This is a genomic window from Shimia sp. R9_1 (assembly GCF_017743775.1).
Classification (GTDB): domain Bacteria; phylum Pseudomonadota; class Alphaproteobacteria; order Rhodobacterales; family Rhodobacteraceae; genus Shimia.
The window spans coordinates 90156-108270 of the sequence record NZ_JAGHRN010000005.1 but is presented as its reverse complement, the minus strand read 5'-3'; the positions used below and the strand labels follow the sequence as shown (position 1 = coordinate 108270).

Annotated in this window: 21 protein-coding genes and 1 pseudogene; 15 read left to right on the top strand and 7 right to left on the bottom strand. The window is 59.8% G+C overall.

Annotated features, from left to right (window positions below; genetic code table 11):
• Nucleotides 1-22: 22 nt before the first annotated feature.
• Genes hflK through J7399_RS15895 form a run of 3 tightly spaced genes read left to right on the top strand, consistent with a single transcriptional unit; the run spans nucleotide 23 to nucleotide 2227 of the window.
• Nucleotides 23-1159: an FtsH protease activity modulator HflK gene (hflK, locus tag J7399_RS15905; RefSeq protein ID WP_209087483.1), complete on the top strand. Its 1137-nt coding sequence runs from the start codon at nucleotides 23-25 to the stop codon at nucleotides 1157-1159.
• Nucleotide 1160: 1 nt separating this feature from the next.
• On the top strand, nucleotides 1161-2030 hold the full coding sequence (locus J7399_RS15900; protein ID WP_209087481.1) for a protease modulator HflC: 870 nt from the start codon (nucleotides 1161-1163) through the stop codon (nucleotides 2028-2030).
• Nucleotides 2030-2227 (top strand): DUF2065 family protein, encoded by a 198-nt coding sequence (locus tag J7399_RS15895; protein WP_209087478.1) that lies wholly within the window; start codon nucleotides 2030-2032, stop codon nucleotides 2225-2227. Before J7399_RS15900 ends, J7399_RS15895 begins: the two co-directional genes overlap by 1 nt.
• A 67-nt stretch (nucleotides 2228-2294) precedes the next feature.
• On the opposite strand, the gene J7399_RS15890 is transcribed toward J7399_RS15895, so the two are convergent.
• Nucleotides 2295-3467, bottom strand: a complete 1173-nt coding sequence (locus J7399_RS15890; RefSeq protein ID WP_209087476.1) for an acetyl-CoA C-acyltransferase — start codon at nucleotides 3465-3467, stop codon at nucleotides 2295-2297.
• Nucleotides 3468-3656: 189 nt separating this feature from the next.
• Between J7399_RS15890 and J7399_RS15885 the strand changes: the two genes are divergently transcribed.
• The 4 genes and pseudogenes from J7399_RS15885 (at nucleotide 3657) to J7399_RS15870 (ending at nucleotide 6536) form a co-directional block, all read left to right on the top strand.
• Nucleotides 3657-3986 (top strand): STAS domain-containing protein, encoded by a 330-nt coding sequence (locus J7399_RS15885; RefSeq protein ID WP_209087474.1) that lies wholly within the window; start codon nucleotides 3657-3659, stop codon nucleotides 3984-3986.
• Between the two features lie 31 nt (nucleotides 3987-4017).
• Nucleotides 4018-4452 (top strand): ATP-binding protein, encoded by a 435-nt coding sequence (locus J7399_RS15880; protein ID WP_209087472.1) that lies wholly within the window; start codon nucleotides 4018-4020, stop codon nucleotides 4450-4452.
• A 117-nt stretch (nucleotides 4453-4569) separates the two neighbouring features.
• Entirely contained in the window at nucleotides 4570-6147 is a 1578-nt protein-coding gene (locus J7399_RS15875; protein ID WP_209087470.1) for a gamma-glutamyltransferase family protein, read from the top strand.
• Between the two features lie 2 nt (nucleotides 6148-6149).
• Nucleotides 6150-6536 (top strand): annotated as a pseudogene (locus J7399_RS15870) (rhodanese-like domain-containing protein).
• A 54-nt stretch (nucleotides 6537-6590) separates the two neighbouring features.
• Here J7399_RS15870 and hspQ read toward each other — a convergent pair.
• Entirely contained in the window at nucleotides 6591-6917 is a 327-nt protein-coding gene (gene hspQ, locus J7399_RS15865; RefSeq protein ID WP_209065814.1) for a heat shock protein HspQ, read from the bottom strand.
• Between the two features lie 83 nt (nucleotides 6918-7000).
• Between hspQ and J7399_RS15860 the strand changes: the two genes are divergently transcribed.
• From J7399_RS15860 to J7399_RS15840, 5 genes are all read left to right on the top strand, one after another.
• Nucleotides 7001-7882 (top strand): AEC family transporter, encoded by an 882-nt coding sequence (locus J7399_RS15860; protein ID WP_209087467.1) that lies wholly within the window; start codon nucleotides 7001-7003, stop codon nucleotides 7880-7882.
• Between the two features lie 77 nt (nucleotides 7883-7959).
• Nucleotides 7960-8547: a lytic transglycosylase gene (locus J7399_RS15855; protein WP_209087465.1), complete on the top strand. Its 588-nt coding sequence runs from the start codon at nucleotides 7960-7962 to the stop codon at nucleotides 8545-8547.
• 210 nt (nucleotides 8548-8757) lie between these two features.
• The gene (gene hemP / locus J7399_RS15850) at nucleotides 8758-8877 is read left to right on the top strand and encodes a hemin uptake protein HemP (protein WP_247738944.1); all 120 of its coding nucleotides are present in this window, start codon (nucleotides 8758-8760) and stop codon (nucleotides 8875-8877) included.
• An 8-nt stretch (nucleotides 8878-8885) separates the two neighbouring features.
• Nucleotides 8886-9386: a hypothetical protein gene (locus J7399_RS15845; protein ID WP_209065818.1), complete on the top strand. Its 501-nt coding sequence runs from the start codon at nucleotides 8886-8888 to the stop codon at nucleotides 9384-9386.
• A 218-nt stretch (nucleotides 9387-9604) separates the two neighbouring features.
• Nucleotides 9605-11029, top strand: a complete 1425-nt coding sequence (locus tag J7399_RS15840) for a Do family serine endopeptidase (protein ID WP_209087998.1) — start codon at nucleotides 9605-9607, stop codon at nucleotides 11027-11029.
• A 51-nt stretch (nucleotides 11030-11080) separates the two neighbouring features.
• Here the strand turns inward: J7399_RS15840 and J7399_RS15835 are convergent, their stop codons facing one another.
• Complete coding sequence (locus J7399_RS15835; protein ID WP_247738935.1) at nucleotides 11081-11653, bottom strand: peptidoglycan-binding domain-containing protein; 573 nt, start codon at nucleotides 11651-11653, stop codon at nucleotides 11081-11083.
• Nucleotides 11654-11878: 225 nt separating this feature from the next.
• Between J7399_RS15835 and J7399_RS15830 the strand changes: the two genes are divergently transcribed.
• Both J7399_RS15830 and J7399_RS15825 read left to right on the top strand, forming a co-directional pair.
• Entirely contained in the window at nucleotides 11879-12202 is a 324-nt protein-coding gene (locus J7399_RS15830) for a 2Fe-2S iron-sulfur cluster-binding protein (protein ID WP_209087463.1), read from the top strand.
• Nucleotides 12202-12960, top strand: a complete 759-nt coding sequence (locus J7399_RS15825) for a VCBS repeat-containing protein (RefSeq protein WP_247742931.1) — start codon at nucleotides 12202-12204, stop codon at nucleotides 12958-12960. Before J7399_RS15830 ends, J7399_RS15825 begins: the two co-directional genes overlap by 1 nt.
• A 24-nt stretch (nucleotides 12961-12984) precedes the next feature.
• Here the strand turns inward: J7399_RS15825 and J7399_RS15820 are convergent, their stop codons facing one another.
• The 3 genes from J7399_RS15820 to J7399_RS15810 form a co-directional block, all read right to left on the bottom strand.
• On the bottom strand, nucleotides 12985-14187 hold the full coding sequence (locus J7399_RS15820) for a UbiH/UbiF family hydroxylase (RefSeq protein ID WP_209087461.1): 1203 nt from the start codon (nucleotides 14185-14187) through the stop codon (nucleotides 12985-12987).
• 61 nt (nucleotides 14188-14248) lie between these two features.
• Complete coding sequence (locus J7399_RS15815) at nucleotides 14249-14467, bottom strand: hypothetical protein (protein ID WP_209080554.1); 219 nt, start codon at nucleotides 14465-14467, stop codon at nucleotides 14249-14251.
• A 198-nt stretch (nucleotides 14468-14665) separates the two neighbouring features.
• On the bottom strand, nucleotides 14666-15310 hold the full coding sequence (locus J7399_RS15810) for a pyrimidine 5'-nucleotidase (RefSeq protein ID WP_209087459.1): 645 nt from the start codon (nucleotides 15308-15310) through the stop codon (nucleotides 14666-14668).
• A gap of 127 nt (nucleotides 15311-15437) precedes the next feature.
• Here J7399_RS15810 and J7399_RS15805 point away from each other — a divergent pair, with 127 nt between their 5' ends.
• Nucleotides 15438-16076 (top strand): GntR family transcriptional regulator, encoded by a 639-nt coding sequence (locus J7399_RS15805; protein ID WP_209065823.1) that lies wholly within the window; start codon nucleotides 15438-15440, stop codon nucleotides 16074-16076.
• A 1-nt stretch (nucleotide 16077) separates the two neighbouring features.
• Here J7399_RS15805 and J7399_RS15800 read toward each other — a convergent pair whose 3' ends face one another.
• Nucleotides 16078-18018, bottom strand: a complete 1941-nt coding sequence (locus tag J7399_RS15800; protein ID WP_209087457.1) for a glycosyltransferase family 2 protein — start codon at nucleotides 18016-18018, stop codon at nucleotides 16078-16080.
• Nucleotides 18019-18115: the final 97 nt, after the last annotated feature.

The window sequence follows — 18115 nt, the reverse complement described above, 5'->3', positions numbered from 1 at the left end:
ACGTAGAGAGGGAAGATCCCGTATGGCAGGTAACAATGGCGGCCCCTGGGGAGGGGGCGGCAATAACCAAGGCGGCGGCGGAAATCGCGGCAACAACAATGGAAACGGCCAACGTCCGCCGCAGGGTGACGGGCCGCAGATCCCGGACATCGATGACCTGATGAAAAAGGGTCAGGATCAGCTGCGCGTTCTGATGGGCGGCCGTGGCGGTGGCGGAGGCCAGCGCAATGGCGGTGGTGCCGGAGGCCAAGGCGGCCCCGGTCTGACCAAAGGCACCGTTGCGATTGGTGCCCTGGTCGCTGCCGGTCTCTGGGCGATGGCGAGCTTTTACACCGTAAAGCCCGAAGAAAAGTCCGTTGAGCTGTTTCTTGGTGAGTATTCCGCAACCGGCAATCCAGGTCTGAACTTTGCCCCCTGGCCGCTGGTCACTGCCGAGGTTCTTCCGGTCACCAACGAACAGACCGAAGACATCCCGACCCGTGGCAGCCGCACGGATGGGCTGATGCTGACCGGGGACGAGAACATCGTCGACATTGATTTCCAGGTGGTCTGGAACATCTCTGATCCGGCGCAGTATCTGTTCAACCTGCGTGACCCGCAGGAAACCATCCGCGCCGTGTCTGAATCTGCGATGCGTGAAATCATCGCGCAATCTGAGCTGGCGCCGGTGCTGAACCGCGACCGTGGTATCATCACGGACCGTCTGCAGGAGAGCATCCAAACCACGCTGGACACCTATAACTCCGGTGTGAACATCGTGCGGGTGAACTTTGACGGTGCCGATCCGCCCGAAGAAGTGAAAGACGCTTTCCGCGAAGTGCAATCGGCAAGTCAGGAGCGCGACCGTCTTGAGAAACAGGCAGACGCTTACTCCAACCGTGTGACTGCCGGGGCGCGTGGTGAAGCCGCGCAGATTCTGGAAGAGGCCGAAGCCTACCGTGCGCAGGTTGTGAACCAGGCACAGGGTGAGGCGAGCCGCTTCTCCGCTGTTCTGGAAGAATACGCCAAAGCGCCTGATGTGACCCGCAAGCGTCTTTATCTGGAGACCATGGAAGATGTTCTGGGTGGCATCGATAAAGTGATCATCGATGAAAACACCGGGGATCAGGGCGTGGTGCCTTACCTGCCGCTGAACGAACTGCGCAAGGGGAGCAACTGATATGAAAAAGGCAACATATCTTCTGCCTGTTCTGGTGATCATCATTGCCGGCATTCTGTCCTCCCTGTTCATCGTGGATGAACGTCAAAAGGCGCTGGTGCTGCAATTTGGCCGTGTGGTCTCTGTGAAAGAGGATCCGGGTCTGGCGTTTAAAATTCCTTTGATTCAAGAGGTTGTGCGCTATGATGACCGTATCCTGAGCCGCGAAGTTGGCCCGCTGGAAGTCACCCCGCTGGATGATCGTCGTCTGATCGTGGATGCGTTTGCGCGTTTCCGGATCGCGGATGTCACCCAGTTCCGTCTGGCTGTTGGTGCCGGTGGTGAAGCGCTGGCGGAGCAGCGTCTGGACAACATCCTGCGGGCGCAGACCCGTGAGGTGCTTGGTTCCGTGCGGTCCGATCAGGTGCTGTCCACCGAGCGTGAAAGCCTGATGAACCGTATTCGCGACAATGCGATCTCTGAGGCGCGTTCGCTGGGTCTGGAAGTGATCGACGTGCGCCTGAAGCGCACCGACCTGCCGCCAGCCAACCTTGAAGCGACCTTTGCGCGGATGCGTGCAGAACGTGAACGGGAAGCGGCGGACGAGATCGCCCGCGGTGAAGAGGCTGCACAGCGTAAGCGCGCGCAGGCGGATCGTACTGTGGTGGAGCTCGTGTCTGATGCGCAGCGTCAGTCTGAGATCACACGCGGTGAAGCGGATGCGGAGCGGAACGCGATTTTTGCGCAGTCCTTTGGTGAAGATCCGGAATTCTTTGAATTCTACCGCTCGCTCAATGCGTACCGTGCGGCGCTGCAGTCCAACAACTCCACCATGGTGTTGTCGCCTGAGAGTGAATTCTTCAACTACTTCAAGGACGCGCAAGGCCGCTGATGCTGGGCGTTGCACTTCTGGCCCTTGGGCTTGTGTTGATTGTGGAGGGGCTGGTGTACGCACTGGCCCCTTCGATTGTCGAAGACCTGCTTGCGATGCTGCGCGCGATCCCCGAGACGCAGCGCCGCTATATGGGGCTTGCGGCGATGGCCCTTGGGCTGTTGCTGGTCTGGCTGGCCAAAGCGCTGGGCGCGTGAGCCGGTAAAGTGAAACGCAAAAGGCCGCGAGAAAGTCTCGCGGCCTTTGTGATTTTGGAGAGATGTCTCAGGGGCGTTCGATGGCGATTGCCGTGCCTTCGCCGCCGCCGATGCAGATCGCCGCGACGCCGCGCTTCAGGCCGCGTTTTTCCATGGCATTCAAGAGCGTCACCATGATGCGCGCACCGCTGGCCCCGATCGGGTGACCAAGCGCGCAGGCCCCGCCGTTTACATTCACGATATCGCGGCTCAGTCCCATCTCTTGCATGAAGGCCATCGGCACCACGGCAAAGGCTTCGTTGACCTCCCAGAGCTCAACGTCTTCTTTCTGCCAGCCGATTTTCTTCAAAAGCTTCTGAGCCGCAGGCACAGGAGCCGTGGTGAACAGGCCGGGCGCCTGAGCGTGGCTGGCGTGCCCCACGATATGGGCGCGCACCTTGAGGCCTTGCGCTTCTGCGGCTTTCTCTGAGGCAATCACAAGTGCGGCAGCGCCATCGGAAATCGAAGAGCTGTTGGCGGGCGTGACCGTGCCGTTTTTGCGGAAGGCCGGTTTCAGTTGCGGGATTTTGTCGGGGCGCGCGTTGCCGGGTTGTTCATCTTCGCTGATTTCGACGGTGCCTTTGCGTGTGCTCAGGGTGACCGGGGCAATTTCGCCGTCAAAAGCGCCTGACTTTTGCGCCTCCAATGCGTTGGAGAGCGATTGCAGCGCGTATTCATCCTGCGCCTCGCGGGTGAACTGAAAGCTTTCGGCGCAATCTTCGGCAAAGGTGCCCATCAGGCGGCCCTTGTCATAGGCATCCTCAAGACCGTCGAGGAACATGTGATCCACCACCTGCTGGTGGCCAATGCGTGCGCCGCCGCGCATTTTGGGCAGCACATAAGGCGCGTTGGTCATGCTTTCCATGCCGCCCGCGATCATGACGTCGCGATCTCCCAAAGCAACGGTGTCAAACGCCATCATCGCGGCTTTCATGCCCGAGCCGCACATCTTGTTCAGCGTTGTGGCGGGCACCTCTTCGCCCAGCCCGGCCTTAAAGCCCGCCTGACGCGCCGGAGCCTGACCCTGGCCTGCAGGCAAAACGCAGCCCATGAGCACCTCTTCGGCGGTCTCTGTCCCGGCGTCTTTCAGGGCCGCTTTGATCGCGGTTCCGCCCAGTTCGGCCGCCTCCACACCGTCAAAAGCCCCTTGAAACCCTCCCATTGGCGTGCGCGCGGCGCCTGCAATCACTACTCTCCGCATCCCTTCGCTCCTCCTCCGCGATGTCTTTCACTATGTGCTTGGCTTTGACGGGTAATCTTTGCAAGGATGTTTCAGGATGATGAGTCAGAAAAGGCACGCCGATAAACAATTTGGACCGGCGCCCGCTCATAACTTGGTAACGAATTCCGAATAGTGTTTCCTGAGGACGAATGTTGAAGGAGACGTCTTATGAATCTGTCGAGTAAGGCAGAGGGCGGAGCACTTGTGGTGTCAGTTCACGAAGCGCGCATTGATGCGTCTGTTGCGATTCAGTTCAAGGATCGTATGCGGGAAGAAACCGAGAATGTTGAAGGGCGCGTGGTGCTAAATTTGTCCGAAGTAGACTTCATCGATTCGAGCGGCCTTGGCGCGATTGTCGCGGCCATGAAGCAACTGGGCGGTGAAAACCCGCTGGAGCTCGCCGGGCTCAATGAGAATGTTGATAAGGTATTTCGACTGACCCGCATGGATACGGTGTTCCGGATCCACGCGACGCTGGAAGAAGCCATCACCGAATAAGAGATCTTTGCAAAGTAGGGCACTCACACGCGTGACCAATTCGCAATCAGACATCCACATCGAGCTCGCAGGCACCCCGCAAGAGGTGCGCAATGCGCTCGAGACGCTGCGGCAGAAGCTGACAGCTGAGGAGTTTGCAGCCTGCAATGCGGGCGTGTTGGAATTGGTGCTGGCTGAAGTGCTGAACAATGTGGTCGAACATGCGCTGGCCGGACGCGAAGATGGCCAGATCGTCGTCACTTGCAATTATGTCGAACAGTGCTGGAACGTCGAAGTGCGCGACAATGGCGCGGCGATGCCGGATGGGCAGCTGCCAGCGGGCGTGATGCCCGATGTGGACGGTGCCATGGAAGAGCTGCCGGAAGGTGGCTTTGGCTGGGGGCTGGTGCGCACGCTCGCCGAAGACATTGATTACAAACGCCGGGCCTCCGGTCACAACGCTTTGCGTTTCCGCGTGCCCGACTAAGCGCGCAGCTTTCACGTACATCCCCATCTTTGCTTAAAATCACGCGCCACTTTTTGGTGAGGCGGTTGCAAAGCGCCTCCCGCTCCCTAACATCCGTTAACAAGTGAGGGAGAGTTCATGAGAGATTTTCATTTTCCGGGCCGTTCTGCTGTCATGGCGACCAACGGCATGTGTGCCACGTCCACACCTTTGGCGGCAGAGGTGGCGGTCGATATCCTGCGCAAAGGCGGCAACGCGATGGATGCGGCCATCGCAGGATCTGTGCTGTTGGGGATTTGTGAGCCTGCATCAACGGGGATTGGGGGCGATTGTTTTGCGCTGGTTTCACCGGCGGGCAGCAATGATGTTTTGGCCTTTAACGGATCTGGTCGTGCGCCTGCCGGGGCCAATGCCGCCGATCTGCGTGCGCGGGGGCTTGAGGCGGTGCCGCTCTTTGGGGTGGAGGCCGTGACCATTCCCGGCGCAATTGACGGGTTTTGCACCCTGTCTGAGCGCTATGGCAAACTTGGGATCGCCGATAGCCTCGCACCGGTGATCCACTACGCTGAAGAGGGTATTCCGGTGGGGCCACGGTCGGCCTTTGACTGGCACCAGACCCAAGGCAATCTGCAAGGGCACGGGCGGCGGCATTACCTGAAAGACGGCAAGCCACTGGTGAAAGGCGATATCTTCCGCGCCCCGGGGCAGGCAGAGGTGCTGCGCCGTGTGGCCGCACAGGGGCGCGATGCTTTCTACACCGGAGAAATCGCCGAGGATATGGTGGCCACCCTGCAGGCGATGGGCGGCACCCACACGCTTGAGGATTTTGCGGCCACCGCCGGGAATGACACAACCCCGATTGGTGGCACCTACAAGGGGGCTGAGCTGCTGGAGCATCCGCCAAACGGGCAAGGCGCAACGGCGATCTTGATGCTCAATATCCTCAATCATTTTGATATCGCGTCGATGGATCCTTTTGGGGTGGAGCGCACGCACATTGAGGCTGAGGCGGCCAAGCTGGCTTATGATGCGCGCGACCGTCTGATTGCTGATCCGGACACCACAGCCCGCACCGAACATATTCTGTCACTGAAGACCGCGGAAAAGCTGGCCGCGTTGATTGATCCCAAACGGGCGATGGCCGCTGCCGCGCCGCTGACGGAAGCAGTGCATAAGGACACGGTGTATCTGACGGTTGTGGACAAAGACGGCATGGCGGTGTCGATGATCTATTCGATTTTCCATGCCTTTGGATCAGGCATTGCCTCTGACAAATTCGGGATCCTGATGCAGAACAGGGGCGGGGGCTTTACCCTGAATGAAGGTCACCCGAACGAAATGCTGGGCGGCAAACGTCCGATGCATACGATCATTCCGGGCATGGTACGGCGTGACGGCCGTGTGGAAATGCCCTTTGGCGTGATGGGGGGGCACTATCAGCCCAATGGCCATGCGCGCGTGCTGTCCAACATCGAAGACTTCGGAATGGACCCGCAGGCCGCACTGGATGCACCACGGTCCTTCATTGAAGATGGCGAGCTGAAACTGGAGCGTGGTTACAGTGATGACGTGAAACAGGGGCTCGCGGATCTGGGGCACAATGTGGTGGTGCCGGCGATGCCAATTGGGGGCGCGCAGGCCATTCGCATTCATGCCTCAGGCGTTCTGGAAGGTGCGTCTGATCCGCGCAAAGACGGCGCAGCAATCGGGTATTAATCATGGCCATCACACCAATCAAAACACTTGTGGAGAACGCCAAAGCGGACATTCGGACGCTGTCGCAGGAAGAGGCCGCCGAGATGGTGACCGCGGGAGAGGCGCTGTTTGTCGACATCAGAGATCCGCGTGAACTGGCGCGCGATGGGCGCATTGAGGGCGCCTTTCATGCACCGCGCGGCATGTAGGAATTCTGGATTGCGCCAGACAGCCCTTATCACAAAGAAGAGCTGGCAACCGACAAGACGCTGATCCTCTATTGCGCCAGCGCCTGGCGCTCAGCGCTTTCAGTGAAGGCGCTGCAGGACATGGGTGTCGAGAATATCGCAGAAATGGAAGGCGGCTTTGGCGCATGGAAGAAACGCGGCGCGCCGATTGTCACCGAGTAAATAAAAACGCCGGGTCAGGTGGCCCGGCGTCGCTTCATGTGCGTTTGGCAAATGTCAGTTCAGTGCGAAATGCAGCGGGTAGGAGCCGTCTTCAAACGGGCCGAACATCTCATCCAGATCCGGATGGGTCACAGGCTCGCCGGAGTAGTCCGCAATCAGGTTCTGCTCTGACACATAGGCCACATAGTAGCTTTGTTCGTTTTCAGCCAGCAGATGATAGAAAGGTTGCTCTTTCGCAGGGCGGCTGTCCTCGGGAATGGCCTCGTACCACTCTTCGGTGTTGGCAAATTCTGGATCAACATCAAACACCACACCCCGGAAAGGATGCTTGCGGTGACGGACCACTTGGCCAAGGTAATATTTCGCGCGTGTTTTTAACATGTGTTGCAGGCCCTACTCCTCAAAGTTAGACCCTGCAAGGGGGCTTTGTCCAACTTTAGCCGAATTTTAGCGGGAAACAGTCTGTGAACCTAATCTTAACAGTGTTGGAAATTGTCGCGCCGGTGTTCCTGGTTGCGGGGGTTGGATTTGCCTGGGTCAAGGCCGGTTTTGAATATAGAATTCAATTTGTTACGCGCCTTGGCGTGAATTTGGCGGTGCCCTGTCTGATCTTTACGGCGCTGATGAAAACCGAGGCGGATCTTGGTGATTTGGCGCGCCTGACAGCGGCTGGATTTGCGGGATATTTTGCAACCGGCGCGCTCGGTTGGCTGCTCCTGAAGCTGGCCGGTTTGGACCTGCGCACCTATCTTGCACCCTTCATTTTTGGCAATACGGGCAACCTTGGCGTGCCGCTTGCGCTGTTTGCCTTTGGGCAGGCCGGGCTTGAAGCCTCAGTCGTGCTTTTGGCGGTCACGGCGCTCTTGTCCTTCACCTGGGGCATCTGGATCGTGGCGGGCGAGGGGGCTTTGGGTAAAATGGTGCAGGAGCCGATGATCTGGGCCACTTTGCTGGGCGCGCTGTTTCTCTACATGGGCTGGGAGACGCCCGACTTTATGACCAACACGCTTGATTTGATCGGGCAGATGGCCATCCCGCTTATGCTGCTGACACTTGGGGTTGCCGTGGCGCGGCTGACGCCCGGGCGGGTCATGATTGCGGTCTGCCTGTCGGTTGTGAAGTTTCTGGCCTGTGCAGCGATCGGTTGGGGAATCGCCTCGTTGTTTGGGCTCTCGGGCCTTTTGCTGGGCGTTCTGGTGCTGCAGATGGCGATGCCTGTGGGGGTCAGCAGCTATCTTCTGGCGGAGAAATATAAGGCGGATGCGGATGCGGTCGCAGGCTTTGTAGTGGTGTCCACTGTGGCCTCGGTGATTGGGCTGCCACTCCTGTTAACCTTGTTGTTATAACGTCTAATTGTGATTTACCGCCGCACTGGAAATCCGGTAGACTGTCAAAAAAGACAATACGATATAGCGAGAGGCAGATGAGCAGACTTCTCTTCGCGCTGGTGCTTTTGGGCTTTGTGGCTGCGTGTAGCAGCACCGATACCCGCGCGCCCAGCAATTTGGAAAACGCTTGTGCGATTCTGAAAGAACGGCCGCACTTCAAGCGCGCGTTCAGCACCACCCAGCGCAAGTGGGGTGTTCCGGTGCATGTGCAGATGGCTGTGCTGTATCAGGAGAGCAAATTCATTGGCAACGCGCGGACACCGCACAAATATGCGCTGGGTGTGCTGCCGATGGGCCGTCAGAGCAGCGCCTATGGCTATGCGCAGGCGCTGGACGGCACGTGGGATGAGTATAAGCGCGAGACCCGCAGCCGGGGTGCGCGGCGTGATGACATTCGCGACGCCACTGATTTTATGGGCTGGTACATGAATGAATCGCGCGACCGCAACGGCGTGTCCCTGCATGACGCGCGTGCGCAGTACCTGAACTACCACGAAGGTCATACCGGCTACGCGCGCGGCAACTATCGCAATAAGCCTTGGCTGACGCGGATTGCCGATGATGTGGCCAGCCGCTCGGCACGCTACCAGCAGCAGCTGAAGAGCTGTTCGCGGATCTGGTAAGCGAAACGCCAAACTTTCAAGCAAGACACACGTTTCACAGCGCCTTTCGGGGCGCTGTTTTGCTTGGTTGGCAGAGTTTGATTTTGAAGCGTTGACAATTCCGACTAAAATAGTCAGAAAGGGGTCAGCCACCCGATGGGAAGCCGAACACCGCAATTGATGGAGCGTCCCATGACCATGCAAACTCAGACCACCGACTACACAAATGCGATGCCAGTGCACGATGCGCGTATCCTGACCGGGGAAAACGGTCTGGCGCACATTCGACTGAATGACCAGCTGTATACGCTGCGCATCACCCGCGCAGGAAAATTGATTCTGACCAAATGAGCGGCGCGATGACACGCGGAGCGCAGCGCGTCGGATTGCTCGAGGATCTCAACGATGTAGAGCGATTGGCCGTGCGGTGGTTGCGCCATTGGGAGCGTGATCCTGAGGGGCAGGCCGCCTTGCAGAACAGTTTGGGTATGGCTCTGGGGCCGGAGCGCGCCCGCAATGTGAGCGGTGTGTTTGCCGATTTGATGCAGGTTGGTCACCAGTTTGGCCGCCGCCCTTTGTGCCGCCACGGGCTCTATTGCAACTGTCTGGGGGCTGATGAGGCGGTGTTTGCGCATCTGATTGAGGCCGCGTCAAACGGCGAAAACGAGGATGCCGCGCTGCTGGCGTCGCTGATCGTGCGCCCGGATATGGCCCTTTGTTTTTCGGGACTTGCCGCAGAATTTGGCATTGCGCTGGCGGCGTTCACACGGGCCGTGCCCAAGCCAAAGCGACGCCCTGTGCCCAAACGGCCTTCGCTGAAGGCAGAGACGCAAGCCGCTGCCTCTCACACTTTGCACTGATGTCGAAGGGCTCAGCCCTTCGCCCTTCCTAAAATATCACGCCGGTTCACGGGCAATTGTGCCAACGCGGCGGTCAGGTGGTTGAATCCTGCCCCCGAAGAGCACATGCTTTGTACAGACGACAGGCTTGGCCTGTCTGGTTATGAAACACCAAAGGAGAACCGACCGTGTTTTCTGACACACTCACGGACACACGTCCGACTCACGCCTTTTGGCGTATGACTTGGTTGATGCTTCTGGCTGCTGCGCTTTATGTGGCGCAATCTCTCACCGCGCTGGCCCAGAACGACCGTCCCGTCAGCTTTGCAGAGCTTGCCGAACAGATCAGCCCTTCTGTGGTGAACATCACCACTTCCACTGTGGTGGCTGGGCGCACAGGCCCGCAGGGCATCGTGCCTGAGGGCTCCCCGTTTGAAGACTTCTTCCGCGAGTTTCAGGATCGCCAGCAGGGGCAGGGCGACCGCCCGCGCCGCAGCTCTGCATTGGGCTCGGGGTTTGTGATCTCTGAAGACGGCTTTGTGGTGACAAACAACCACGTGATCGAAGGCGCAGATGAAATCCTCGTTGAGTTCTACTCCGGCGAGGAGCTGCCAGCCAAAGTGATCGGTACCGACCGCAATACCGACATTGCGCTGCTGAAGGTCGACTCTGACGAGCCGCTGGAATTTGTGGAATTCGGTGACAGTGACGCGGCCCGCATTGGCGATTGGGTTATGGCCATGGGCAACCCGCTGGGGCAGGGCTTCTCTGTGTCGGCTGGCATCGTGTCGCAGCGTGGCCGCGCATTGTCCGGCGCTTATGACGATTACATTCAGACCGACGCGGCGATCAACCGCGGCAACTCCGGTGGCCCGCTGTTCAACATGGATGGCGAAGTGATCGGCGTGAACACCGCGATTTTGTCCCCCAATGGCGGCTCGATCGGCATCGGCTTTTCCATGGCGTCCAACGTTGTGACCCGTGTGGTGGATCAGTTGCAGGAATTCGGCGAAACCCGCCGCGGCTGGCTTGGCGTACGTATTCAGGATGTGACCGAAGACATGGTTGACGCGGTTGAAGGCCTGAAAAACGCAGCCGGTGCGATGGTCACCGATGTGCCGGAAGGTCCGGCGCTGGAAGCTGGCATGCAGTCCGGCGACGTGATCCTGAGCTTTGATGGCGATGAGGTGGCCGATGTGCGCGGTCTGGTGCGCAGCGTTGGCAACACCAATGTTGGCAAAACCGTAGACGTTGTGGTGCTGCGTGATGGCTCTGAAGTGACGCTTGCGGTCACTCTGGGGCGTCGTGAGGAAGCCGAAGGCGCGGTGCCAGCGAGCCAGCCGGCCCCTTCTGAGGAGCCGAAGGAAAAAGAAATCCTTGGCCTCACCGTGACCACGCTGACCGATGAGATGCGCACCGAGATGGAGCTGTCTGACAGCACCGAGGGCTTGGTTGTGACCAATGTGGATGAGACCTCCAAGGCCTTTGAAAAAGGGCTGCGGTCTGGCGATGTGCTGACCGAGGCTGGCCAGCAGAAGCTGCGTTCCATTGATGATCTGGAAGATCGCATCCAAGAGGCGAAAGACGCCGGCCGCAAATCTCTGCTGCTGTTGGTGCGACGCGCGGGTGAGCCACGTTTCGTTGCGCTCAACATTCAGGACTAACGCAACTCACAAAGATCTTAAGGGCGCCCGCTGCGGCGCCCTTTTTTGTTGCTAGGAAGCTTCAAGCGTCTCGCGGGGGACGGCGATCAGGCCAAGCCGCCGTGCGCTCTCAATAGAGAGGATGGCGCTGTCGAGCCCTCCGGCCTTTTGGTAGCGCTGGATCGCGGCGCGGGTGCGCCCGTCAGGGGTTCCGCTGATGCCGCCAAAATAGAGCCCGCGCACTTTCAGTGCCCGTTGAACCGAGGCGGTGAACTCTTCGGTCCAGACCTCGGGGCAGGGCGTTTCAAACCACAGCTCGCGCCGTTCGCGCACGATACGCTGTTGGGTTTCAGTGCGGAAAATGCCGGGGGCCAAGACTGTGCCATCGGCGAGTACTTCAGGCGGTTGCACCATGATCTGATTGCTGACCGTTTCCACGACCGCCGGTGTGACATCACGCCCCCAGCAACTCCCGGCCCGTGCGCTGGGCGGTGTGCCGCTTTCTCCGGCGCGAATGATCTCCGGCGCGCTGCGGGCTGCGAGGTAAGGCGAGTCCACAGCACTCGGGTCGCAGCCGCCATGAAACATCAGCGCGCTGAGGGCTGTCGCCAGGGCGACAGGTCTGAGAGTTGTGAAAACGGGCATGCTCGGGCCTCTTTGTTTGACCCCTTTGTAACCTGTTTTGAGGCTTAGCGAAACTCTGTCCTGCGGCGCATAGGCGCGGACCTGTGGCATTTCGCGCGCAAACAGATGGGCAAAATGCATGATATGTCTCTAAGGCACGCATTTTATGGCGCGAAAGGGGCTGGAAGCAGCGCCCGCCGTTGACTAACTAAGGATGCGAACAGTTTTTGAGAGGAGCCGCCAGACATGGCAAAAATTACCTATGTCGAGCATAGTGGAACCGAACACGTGGTTGAGGTCGCCAATGGCCTGACCGTGATGGAAGGCGCACGCGACAACAATATTCCGGGCATTGAGGCAGACTGTGGTGGCGCCTGCGCCTGTTCGACCTGCCATGTCTATATTGACGACGCTTGGGTTGAGAAGCTTCCCGCGAAAGACGACATGGAAGAAGACATGCTGGATTTTGCCTTTGAGCCAAACCCAACCACCTCCCGTCTGACCTGCCAGATCAAAGTGACCGATGCGCTGGATGGCCTTGTGGTCAAAATGCCAGAAAAACAGATCTGATGTCTGCTGTGATGTCTGTCGCGGCACAGAGGGGGCAAAGGCCCTCTTGGCGCGCGCTCTGCGGCTCTCTGAGCTTGGTGGCAATACTGATCGGCGCGGGCAGCGCCACGGCAGACATCACTTCGGCACGCTACACAGATGAGACCACGCGCTATGCGCATGGTGTTTTGGGGGACGCCATTGAGTATGGCGCCCTTGAGATGGTCACGGACGCGCAGAAAACCCTGCGCATCACATTGCCTGAACATCTCGTTTTTGAAGACATTGCACCGCGATTGGTGGATGTGGACGGCGACGGCAGCCGCGAAGTCATCGTGGTGGAAAGCAGCCAGACCAAAGGCGCGCGGCTGGCGATCTATGACGCCAAGGGGTTCCGCGTCGCCACCCCGCATATTGGCACCCGCAATCGCTGGCTGGCCCCGATTGGCGCTGCTGATCTTGATGGGGACGGGCATGTGGAAATCGCCTATATCGACCGCCCGCATCTGGCGAAAACGCTGCGCGTGTGGCGGTTTGAAGACAATCAATTGAACGAAATTGCCACGCTGACCGAGCTGACCAACCACCGTATCGGAGAGGACTTTATCTCCGGTGGTGTCAGGGACTGTGGCGAGGGAGTTGAGTTAATCACCGCCGACGCCACTTGGCGCAATGTTGTGGCTACGCAGCTCATCGATGCGCGCCTTCAGACCCGCGCCATCGGTGCTTTCAAAGGGCCTGAGTCCTTTGAGGCGGCACTGGCCTGCGCGCCTCTCTGAGCCGCTTGCTGTGGGCAGGAGGCCTCAGCGTGCGCCGAGACCCATCTGCATCAGCGTCTTACGGACCGGACCCATCGCATAGAGCGCGTTCAACCCCATGGCGCGGGCATTGCGCAGGGGCTGTGCCTCGGCCATGGAGGCGCGGTTCAAGAGGTCGATGCCCTGCACCCGCAGTTTGATTTCCGTATGACGCTTGCGGTGATAGCTTGCCAGCATCGCGGCGTTGCCGAGGTTCGCAGGATCGGATTTGGCCAGATCAAGCAAGACGCGCATGTCCCCAAGGCTCATGTTCAGCCCCTGAGCGCCGATGGGCGGCACCACATGGGCGGCCTCTGCCACAAGTGCAAGGCGTTCGCCGTCCAGACGTTCTGCGGATTGGGAGATGATCGGCCAAATGGTGCGGTTTGACGCCAGCGTGAGCGGGCCAAAGAGGCCACAGCTGCGCTCGGTCATTTCCGTCTCAAAGGCCTCTTTCTCCATGGTCAGGAGAGCATCAGCGCGCGGGCCGCGTTCCATCCAGACAAGGGCGGAAGAGGGCATGCCGTTGTAGTCCGGCAGCGGTACCAGTGTGAACGGGCCGCCGGAGCGGTGAATTTCGGTGGAGACATTGGCGTGCGGGATCGGATGTGTCACCGCCAGAGCCAGCGCTTTCTGGCCGTAGCGGATGGTTTTTACATCAATGCCCGCGGCCTTGCGCATGGGCGAATTGCGCCCGTCTGCGGCGATCACCAGTTTGGCACGGGTCTGGCTGCCATCGGTCAGGCCGACGCGGGCTTCGTTGGTGCGGGTGAAGAGGCTCTTGGTGCCACAGCCTAGGCGCAGATCGACATTTTCGAGGTCTTGCAGGCGGGCAAGCATTTCGCGGCGCAGCAGCCAGTTTGGCAGGTTCCAGCCAAAGGGGAGATCAGACAGGTCTGAGGCGTCAAAATCTTTGACGATGCGCGGCTCGGCAACCTCGCCACCTGCATCCACGATTCGCATGACCTGAAGCGGGGCGGCGTGGTCTTCCAGCCGCGCCCAAAGGCCGGCTTCATCCAGAAGGCTGCGAGCCGGCTGCAAAAAGGCGGTGCTGCGCATGTCAGCACCAGCCGCGTCCCGTTCTGTGATCGGGGGCGTCGGGTCCACGCATTGCACGGAGAACCCGGCGCTGCCAAAGGCGGCGGCTGCGGTCAGCCCGGCGATGCCGCCACCGGAAATAAGAATGTCCACTTGGGTGTTGTTGGTCATGGCTGCGCCTCCTGGCGCGCACCATACGCCCGCGCGGGGCGGGTTCCAAGTGGGCGGGTTGTCACCCTCTGGAGATCAGAACCAGTGCCAGGAAAATCACTGGAACCGCGCCCACGGCCGGGATGTAGAGGCCCGGAATGCCGAACAGAGCAATGGAGGTGCCCCAAAGCGCAACCAGCAGCGCAACAATGGCATAGACCCAGCCCGCCCCGGTGATTTCAGCACCGTGGTCGTCGGCATGGGAGTGGGTGGTCAGATCGGAGGCATCTGCAAGGCTCATGGAAGTGTCCTGTTCACGACTGCCGCAGGCGGCAGATAAATTGGAGGAGGTGCGCCGCAAAAGCGGCAGCGATTGCTGCGCAACAGCAGGCATCTTTCCAGAGTTTGGAAATCTGTCCGGGAATCTGTCCTGTCGCGCCGTCTGACATATGCATCCCGGGATCGGGCGAAAGCGGTCAGAGTGTCGCAGGTAAAGCGCTCAGAGCAGCTTTGCAAGAAATCCGGTGAGGTCGTCCGTGTGGAAGTGAATATGAGATTCTTCCATAGAATCAGGGGCTACGTGCACGGTGCGCATGCCCATGTCATGAGGCGCCCGCAGGTTTCGCGGGTCGTCTTCAAACATCGCAGCGTCATGTGTTGTGAGGCCATCTTTGCTGAAAATTGTCTCAAACGCCGCGCGTTCGGGCTTGGGCAGAAAGTCGGCGTGCTCCACGCCGTAGATGGCATCAAAGAGCCCCTCAAGGCCGCGGGCGGCAAGCACGCGCTCGGCATAAGGCGCGGTGCCATTGGTGTAGACGATGCAACGGCCCGGCAGCGCCTTGATATGGGAGGCCAACGCCGCGTCCGGCTCCAGATGGTCCAGCGAAATATCGTGAACATCCACAAGATAAGGCGCCGGGTCCACATCATGCTCGCGCATCAGGCCTGTGAGCGTTGTGCCATAACGCGCCCAATACTCTTTGCGCATCCGGTCGGCGGTGCTGCGATCCACCCCAAGCGTGGCCATGACATAGTCGGTCATGCGCACTTCGATCTGATCAAACAGGCGCGCCTGAGGCGGATAGAGGGTGTTGTCGAGATCAAACACCCAGGTGGTGACATGGGAAAAAGCATCTTTAGGCATAGAGGCGTGATACGCGGGGGGCGTCCTCTGTGCAATGGGGGAGCGTTTGTCGCCTTTGGCGGGGTTGCATCACCTTGGGGGCTGCGCGATGCTGGCCCGCACAACGAAGCAAAGGAAGCTGCCCGATATGTCCCAAAGCGCTCGCCCGAATAAGGACGCCTACACGCTTATTCTGGAGGCCATTGATGTGGGGGTCTACAAACCGGGGGACCGGCTGGTGGAAAGCGATCTGGCCGAAAAGTTTGGCATGTCGCGCACCCCGATCCGTGAGGCGCTGCAGCGGCTGGAGACCCAGTCTCTTCTGGCGCGCGATGGGCGCAGCCTGATTGTGAACTCACTGGATCACAACCAGATGGCGGAGCTTTATGTGGTGCGCAGCGAGCTGGAGGGGCTGGCGGCCCGTCTGGCGGCGCGTCATGCGACCCAAGAAGAGGTGCGCGTGCTGCGAGACATGGTGGAGGCTGATCAGGCGCGGGTGGATGACCCCTCTGCCTTGGCGCGGTCCAACCGGCGGTTTCACAAGCAGATCCATCTGGCCAGCCACAACCGGTATCTGGTGCAGCAGCTCGACCTTGTGCATCGCTCCATGGCTTTGATGGCGACCACCTCCATTGCCGTGGAGGGGCGGGGTGAGGACACGATTGTGGAGCATCAGGCCATTGTGGATGCGATCACAGCCGGTGACGGGGACGCGGCAGATGAAGCGCTGCGTGCCCATATCTCAACGGCCTTTGTCACGCGCCTGAAACAGGAAAACGAGAGCTGATTTAGATCTCCGCTGTGTCTGTGCTCTGGACCGGAGTCTCGACCCCGTGGGAGATGCCTTCCGCGGTGCGGCCATGGCGGGTTTTGTCCCAATAGAACGGCGCCACGGCGATTTCGATCATGCCTTTGAACGCCGCCAGTGTGGCGAGCGGGAAATAGATCAGCATCGCGAATATCCATTTGTAGAGCCGTGGCCGTTTGGTTTTGGCAACGGCAGTGATCCAGATGGCGCCATTGGTTGCGGCGGCGGTGAGCAAAAGCGCCGTGATGGCATTTTGTATGCTGGGGGGTAGATGGTCGATCAGCGGCGCAGGTAGGCCAAAGGCCGCCCCCCAGAGCAGCCAGAGCAGCGGGGCCAGCAAGAATTGGCTGAGGCTGCACAGGAAGATCAGCTGGAAACCTATAAAGCCTCGCAGTCCCAAGGACTGTAGAAGCAGCCGGGGTTGGCGCATGTGGACAATGTAGGTGGCCGCATAGCCTTTGAGCCAACGGGACCGCTGGCGAATCCAGGCAATGGGTGCGCAATTGGCTTCTTCCTGGGTGACGCTGTCCAGCAGCTCGGTGCGGTAGCCGTGACGGGCAAGGCGGATGCCGAGGTCCGCGTCTTCGGTCACGTTGTGGCTGTCCCAGCCGCCAAGATTATCGAGAATGGCACGCCGGAAAAACAGCGTGGTGCCGCCCAGAGGGATCGCAAACCCCAACTTTGAAAGGCCGGGCAACACCAGCCGGAACCAAGCAGCATATTCGATGGTAAAGCAGCGTGAGAGCCAGTTGGTGTAGGGATTGTAGTAATCCAGCGTGCCTTGCAGGCAGGCCACATCCGGAGCCGCGCGCGCGAAGTGGGCCGCGACTTTTTCCAGTTGATCACTGGCCGGTGCGTCCTCGGCGTCCCAGACACCAATGATGTCGCCGCGACAAAACGGGAGCGCGTAGTTCAGGGCGCGGGGCTTGGTGGTGATGCCGGAACCTGCCGGGACTTCGACAACGCGCATCCAACGGGGCAGCCGGGTTTTGGCAATGGCCGCGCGGGTTTGCGTGTCTTTCTCTTCCAGCACCAGCACGATTTCAAGCAGCGCGCGCGGGTAGGTGAGATGGGTGAGCCTTTGGATAAGCGCCGATGCGATTTCCGGCTCGTCAAACAGCGGTACCAGAACGGAAATGCGGGGGAGAGGTTGCGGGATCGCGGTTGGCGGGGCGGTTTCGGGGAGCGCATTTGCGGCGGTCGGGTCGCGCGCAGAAACAGCCGCTTGGTAGAGGGCTGCAAGGCGTAAAAAAATCGCGCCCATCAGGGTGAGCAATGTCCAAAAGAGCAGGGTGTCACGCAGAAAGGTCGGGAAAGCCGCCGCGAGACCGGCAATCAACGTAAGGACCGCCAGCAAGATCGCTGTTTTGCCTTTGCGTGCATGCCCGAGCGTGCGGCAGCTGTCTGCCTCCGCCACGCTGGTTTCTGCGCGGTGAGTCAGGGATTTACGATGAAAGAGCGCGATGTGATGTTCAATGTCGCGACGGCTCGCAACAGCAAAGAGCGCGGATTTTAGAGGATCTGGCAGGGCGGCGCGCAGGGTTTCCAGCGCTTGCGGGCGGCCTGTCAGAAGGATCACCGTCTCGCCAAGTCGCGCCCAGGGTAACACGCTGTGTTGTAAGCAAAATTCCGGGGGCAGGAGCGTGGCCAGTTCCGCAGCGGGCGGCGTTCGGCTGAGATCGACCTGCCGCAGATCATGGCGTTCGGCCAACAGCGCACGCATGTCCGGCTCTGAAATCCAGCCGCGCGCGGTTAATATCTCGGGGAGGGAAGCGTCCCACTGGGCTTCGTGTTGCAGCGCGTAAAACACCTGCCAGGGTGTCACCGTATTGCGCTCGATCAGAGCACGCGCCAGGGGAAGGCGCGCGCTCTGTCGCGTGAGCGGTGGTGCCGAAAGTTTTTGCAGTCGTGCGGCTGCCATGTCGCCCACCTGCTTTGTTTCGCAGTTTCAGGCTGCGCCTTTATGGTTAACAGGTGGTTAACGAGATCGTCTTTGGCGGGCAAAAAGTTAAAAAACC